This window comes from Runella limosa DSM 17973 (assembly GCF_000482465.1).
GTDB lineage: Bacteria > Bacteroidota > Bacteroidia > Cytophagales > Spirosomataceae > Runella > Runella limosa.
This window is the reverse complement of the sequence record NZ_KI519433.1, coordinates 107,975-114,235: the sequence shown is the minus strand read 5'-3', so window position 1 is coordinate 114,235 and position 6,261 is coordinate 107,975. Positions and strand designations below refer to the sequence as shown.

Here is a 6,261-nt window from a genome sequence, read left to right as displayed (position 1 = left end):
AATTCTTTTTCAGCGATTATCTCTTTATAAGCTTGAATCTCTCGCTGAAGGCGAAGAATCTCTTTGTCTTTATCAGAGTTACTAACGCTGGATGGGCTTGAAAAACCTCCTTTTTCGTACTGGGAAACCCAGTTATAAATGTTTGCACTCGAGACGTTAAACTCCTTAGATGTCTTAGCAGCTCCGTGTTCTTTGTAGTAATTCACTATGGTCAGTTTTTCCTCCTGGCTCCATGATTTTTGATGCTTTCCCATTGAATCACAAATTTAAAAGTTATACCCTAATTTGTGTCCAACTTTTTAGCGGGCTAGATTCAAAGCAAGTTTCAGAAAATTCTGCTTCCTTCCAACGAAAAAGGAAAATATTTTTTAAAGAGCATAAAATTAAACGAAACGTTGATGAGCAACCGTAGCGTATCCTACTTGTTTTATAGATAAAAACCTTAACATTTAGGCTATCCGCAACGGCTAAAAGCCTTCCAATCCTCAGCACGAGGCGGAGCCTCGCACTATCTGTGTTGCTACTATCTTTTTTCGCTAGCCTAGCGGCGGGATTTGAGAATCCCGCTCACACCTGGGCGTCGCGTGCGTTGGGATTCTCAAATCCCAACGAGGGGTTGCTCACAACTCCGATGAAACTAGCAGTTTACTGTTGCATCCGTCGGCTGGAAGCCTTCCAATCCTGAGCACGAGGCGGAGCCTCGCGCTATCTGTGCAAAACACTTAAGCCAACCCTAAGGCACATATCTAACAATAACAAGGGCTTGAGAACCCTTGCTCACATACGCGGGATTTGAGAATCCCCCTCACACATACATGCGTAAACTTCTCTCCAGCAGCCCAACACGGGCTGCCGCATTTTCAATCTTCTGCCAACTCTTCATCAACTTTTTTCAAAAGAGCTTTCGTAGATTTCTTAGTCATGCGAAAGAATTGAATGGTTGTTTTTTTGTAAGTACTATTTGCCAGAAGCAAATTCCTTAACTTTCTCCCTCTCAGCGCTTTCGTTATTTCAAGGGGCGATACCCTATTCAATGAGTCGGCAACTACGGGAAAATAGATGGTCATTTCGGGAATAAGCTGCGTCATGGTATGGGTTTCATCTACTTTACACCACTCCACACAATTGGGAATGGTTGACGTATAGTGGTACAGAAAGAGGGTTTTTAAGGAATCGTTTTCAATTAAATTGGTGTGCGCCGATTGCTTTATTTCCTCGTAAGCGATTTGGTTTGGCTTAAACACTAGGTAACTCGCGGCATTGTCAATGTACTGAGTAAGGCTGTCCGTTATTTCTGAATCCTTTTCAAAATAGACCAATTTGTCAATGTTGCGCACAAAACTATTGCCATATTTTATCATCAGTGTCAATTGCAGTGTATCCTGCACAAGGTTGTTTCTCAAAACTGTCAAATGCTTCCGCATTGTTTCTTTATCCTTTCTATTTTCCCGCCATTCGTCGAAGAAAAATGAGATAGAAATACCAATAAAGATGACCAACACTTCCGAAATGTATTTTTCGAGGGCGTCTTTGAGGAATTGTTTTATTTTTTTGCCTTCCATCGTTCAAAAATCAGTTGCTTGCGAGAGTAAGTAAGGAAAAATCTTGTTGATTTACCAGAAAAGAAAAAAATCTTTACACGCGTTCGCGGCGGGATTTGAGAATCCCGCTCACGCAGGTGCGTTGGGATTCTCAAATCCCAACGAAAGGGTTGCTCACAACCCCAACCACATAGCACCGAACAAAGATAAACTTTGAATTTAATCAGTATATCAGTAGCCTTGATTTCTCTGGTGGGAGTATTTACCAATAAAATTAAACGGTAGATTATCCCATCTGTTTTTATGAACACCTTGCACATCAATGCTATTCTTGAAAAAATAAAATCGGCCAACGTTGCTGTCTATGGCGACTATTGCCTTGATTCTTACTGGATTATGGATACCCGCAACTCGGAGGTTTCCATCGAAACGGGGCTACAAGCACAGGCGGTTGAACGTCATTATTATACGCCTGGTGGAGCGGGCAATGTCGTGGCCAATCTAGCAGCCCTTGGGCCTGCTTCTATCAAAGTAATTGGTGTTGTGGGAAATGACATTTTTGGTCGTGAATTAGCGATTCAACTGCAAGCCCTCGGCGCCGATACCAGTTCCCTTTTTGTCCAAAAAGAAGATTTTCAAACGTATTCGTACCTCAAACGCTACGTCGAAGGTGTGGAAGAACCTCGCATCGACTTTGGGGTGTATAATCAGCGTTCGCTCGAAACCGATGAATTGATTTTATCCAGTATTCAATCTGCTTTGGAAAGCTGTGATGCCCTTATTTTCAACCAACAAGTGGTAGGAAGTATCACCAACGACAGTTTTATCGAAAAAGCCAACGCCCTTTTTGACCAATACAGCCACAAAATCATTTTAGTCGATTCTCGTCACTTCAACGAGCGTTTTTCAAACGTTTACCGCAAACTAAACGACGTCGAAGCCGCCCACCTCAATGGCGTAGAAGTAGAGCCTCGTACTACGCTTCCTCGCGCCGATGTCCTCAAGTACGGAAAAGCCCTTCACAGTTCATCACAAAAACCCGTTTTTGTCACTTGCGGGGCACGAGGCATTACGTCTTTTGACACCACAGGATTCAACGAAGTACCTGGGTTACAACTCACCAGCCGACTTGATACTGTGGGCGCGGGCGATACCGTCATTAGTGCCATTACGTTGTGTTTGTCGGTGGGCGTTAGTCCTGCCGAAGCTGCCGAATTTGCCAATTTTGCGGCGGGAGTTACGGTTCAAAAACTCTTTACCACAGGCACCGCCAATGCCGAAGAAATTTTGGCCATCAGCCAAGACCCACACTACGCTTACCAAGTTGATTTAGCCGAAAACCCTCGCCAAGCCGTGTTTTTGCCAGAAACAGAAATTGAGCTTTGCGACGAGTCTATTTTAGACCGACTTGGACACATCAAATACGCCGTTTTTGACCACGATGGCACCATCAGCACCCTCCGCCACGGCTGGGAGGAAATCATGGAGCCTGTGATGATGAAGGCGATTTTGGGCGGTTTTTATGACTCCGTTGATCAGGCAACGTACAACAAAGTGCTTCGCCAAGTCAAAGAATTTATCCACAAAACCACTGGTATTCAGACCATTTATCAAATGGAAGGGCTGGTCAACATGGTTCGGGAAGCAGGCTATGTGCCAGAAGACCAGATTTTAGATAAGTTTGAATACAAACAAATCTACAACGACGCCCTTATGGAATTGGTGGACAAACGCGTGGCCAAGCTCCAAGCGGGTGAGTTGGATTGGCAGGATTATACGCTGAAAGGCGCAGTGTCGTTTTTGCAAGAACTCAAGGCGCGCGGCGTCACCATGTACCTCGCCAGCGGTACCGACGTGGACGATGTTCGCAACGAAGCTACCGTTTTGGGCTACGCCGATTTATTTGATGGCGGCATTTACGGCGCACTTCGTGAATACACTAAGTTCTCCAAAAAGATGATTATCGAACGCATCATCCGCGAAAACAACCTCAACGGAAACGAATTGGTCGTCTTAGGCGACGGCCCCGACGAAATCCGCGAAGGGCGTCGTTCGGGCGGAATTTCGGTAGGGATTGCCAGCAATGAAGTACAACGTTTTGGGTATAACCTCGATAAACGCCCTCGCCTCGTCAAAGCGGGAGCGCAACTCATTATCCCCGATTTTTCGCAGTATCAAAAGCTTGTCAGTTTGCTTTTTAAAGAAGAAGAAATAACCGAAACGGTGTAAAACTACCTCCCCAAACCTTATAAGTTTTTGAAACCTATAAGGTTTAGACAATTTGAAAATGAAGCACTTTTATACAACCTCTTTTTTGTTATTACTTACTTCCCTTCTTTGGTGGGGATGCGGTTCTTCTTCCAAAGACCCTGTGGACTACGTGGATCCCTTCAACGGAACCGACTTCTTTGGCCATACCTTCCCTGGGGCAACGCTCCCCTACGGCATGGTGCAGCTCAGTCCCGACCACGACGTAAAAGGATGGACGTATGCCGCAGGTTACACCTATGCCGACAGCTCTATCATTGGCTTTAGCCATACCCACTTTAGCGGGGTAGGAATGACGACGGGCGGAGACGTACTGTTGATGCCGATTGTGGGCGACAAAGTACAAACCTCGGCAGGGACGAAAGAAAACCCCGACGCGGGTTATCGCTCACGTTACGACAAAAAAGACGAAGTTGCCTCCCCTGGTTACTATTCGGTTTTCCTCAAAGACCCCAAAGTAAAGGCCGAACTTACCGCCACCACCCGCGTAGGAGTACATCGTTATACGTTCCCCAAAGCACGAAAAGCGACTATTTTGATGGACATTGGCCACGAAATCGGAGGAAATGCTACGAGTGGGGATTCGTTTGTCAAAATGGTAAACGATTCTACCCTTGAAGGTTACAAAGACGCCAACGGTACAATGGTTTATTTTGTGGCAAAATTTAGCCGCCCATTTGAGTACTACGGTACGTGGGACAACGACTACATTACCCCCGAATCGGCGGAAGGGTATTGGCCTTACAAAACCGAAGAAAAAGGGCTCAATATTGGCTATTTTGTGGGCTATTCTACCAAAAGAGGCGACCAAGTGACCGTCAAAGTGGCTATTTCGCACGTGAGTGTGGAGGGCGCCCGTAAAAATTTACAAGCCGAAGCTCCTCACTGGGATTTTGACAAAGTAAAAAATGATGCCCGCACATCGTGGAACGAAGAGCTGAAAAAAGTCGCTGTCAAAACCAATGACGAGGCCCAAAAGGAGATTTTTTACACCGCCCTCTACCGCAGTTTATTGTCCCAATATACGGGGCAAGACGTCGATGGACAATACATGGGCATGGATCATAAAATCCATAAAGCACAGAATTACAGCTTTTTCACTTCATTTTCTTGTTGGGACACCTATCGCTCACAACATCCGTTGTTGGCCCTTGTTGCACCTCAGCACGTCAATGATTTTGTCAAATCCATTGGTGCCAAAACCCAAGAATTTGGCTGGCTGCCCGCCCAACATTTCCGTAATACCTACCGCCCTAGCATGGTGGGCGACCACCTGATTCCTGTCGTGGTGGACGCTTATTTTAAAGGCTACCGCGACTGGGACATTGAGGCGCTCTATGCCGCCATGCGCCGCAAAGCCTTGGAGTCACCGCCCGCCAATATTCCTGCCAGCGCAGGCCGAGCTGGTTTGGCCGATTATATCCAACTTGGCTACGCTCCTTGCGACAGAACCACCGAATCGGTGCCTAATACCATGGAACTGGCCTACGACGACTGGTGTATTGCGCGGTTGGCCGAGGCGTTGGGCAAAAAAGACGATGCCGCTCTGTTTTACCGTCGCGCCCAAAATTACCGCAATGTCTATGATGCTAGTACTAAATTTATGCGTCCGCGCCGTGCCAATGGAGCTTGGTTAGAAGCATTAGGAAACAATCAACAAGCCATCGACTCCGTAGGTGAGCATCATTATTACCGCTATTTCGACCCGCTTTTGGTAGGTCGTCGTCCCAACCGCCATTATACCGAGTCAAACGCATGGCAATATTTGTGGTCGGTGCAGCACGATGCCTCTGGACTGATAAAACTACTGGGTGGAAATCAAGCTTTTACCGAGCGTTTGGATACATTTTTCAACATGGATGCGTCCATTACTCCGCCCAAATACGTCGGGGTCGTGGGTACCATTGGCCAATATGTTCACGGAAACCAGCCATCGCACCACGTAGCTTATTTGTATAATTACGCCGCTCAACCTTGGAAAACTCAATACTGGGTACGCGAAGTACTCAAGCGTTTCTACCGCACGGGACCCGCTGGTTTGTGTGGAAACGAAGACATGGGTTCGCTTTCTTCATGGTATTTAATGAGTAGCATGGGGCTCTATTCGGTGACGCCTGGAAGTACTCAGTATGTCATTGGCAGTCCGCTATTTGACGAAGTAAGTTTTGAGGTAAAAGATGGAAAAACGTTCAAAATCATTACCCACAACAATTCTGACAAAAACCGCTACATCCAATCGGCAACCCTCAATGGCAAACCTTTTGACCGTAGCTGGATTGACCACAGCGAAATCATGGCGGGTGGAGAATTGGTGTTTGAAATGAGTGACCAGCCTAATAAAACGTGGGCAACAAGTAAAACATCTGTGCCTTACTCTCAGAGTCTTTAGTTTCTTTTACCACATAGAAATCATAGAATTTTTCACATAGAAAACATAGTTTACTAAGGTGGC

4 protein-coding genes are annotated in these 6,261 nt (G+C 46.1%); 2 read left to right on the top strand and 2 right to left on the bottom strand.

Annotated elements, in window-relative coordinates:
• Together K339_RS0131865 and K339_RS0131855 are read right to left on the bottom strand one after the other, a co-directional pair.
• Positions 1–254, bottom strand: a 254-nt coding sequence (locus tag K339_RS0131865) for a transposase (RefSeq protein WP_028522830.1), incomplete at its 3' end; no start/stop codon positions are given.
• Between the two features lie 606 nt (positions 255–860).
• A complete protein-coding gene (locus tag K339_RS0131855; protein ID WP_028527209.1) occupies positions 861–1,562 on the bottom strand; it encodes a hypothetical protein in 702 nt (233 codons plus the stop codon).
• 282 nt (positions 1,563–1,844) lie between these two features.
• Here K339_RS0131855 and K339_RS0131845 point away from each other — a divergent pair, with 282 nt between their 5' ends.
• Complete coding sequence (locus K339_RS0131845) at positions 1,845–3,770, top strand: PfkB family carbohydrate kinase (RefSeq protein WP_028527207.1); 1,926 nt, start codon at positions 1,845–1,847, stop codon at positions 3,768–3,770.
• Between the two features lie 58 nt (positions 3,771–3,828).
• Entirely contained in the window at positions 3,829–6,198 is a 2,370-nt protein-coding gene (locus K339_RS35580) for a GH92 family glycosyl hydrolase (RefSeq protein WP_037302430.1), read from the top strand.
• Positions 6,199–6,261: the final 63 nt, after the last annotated feature.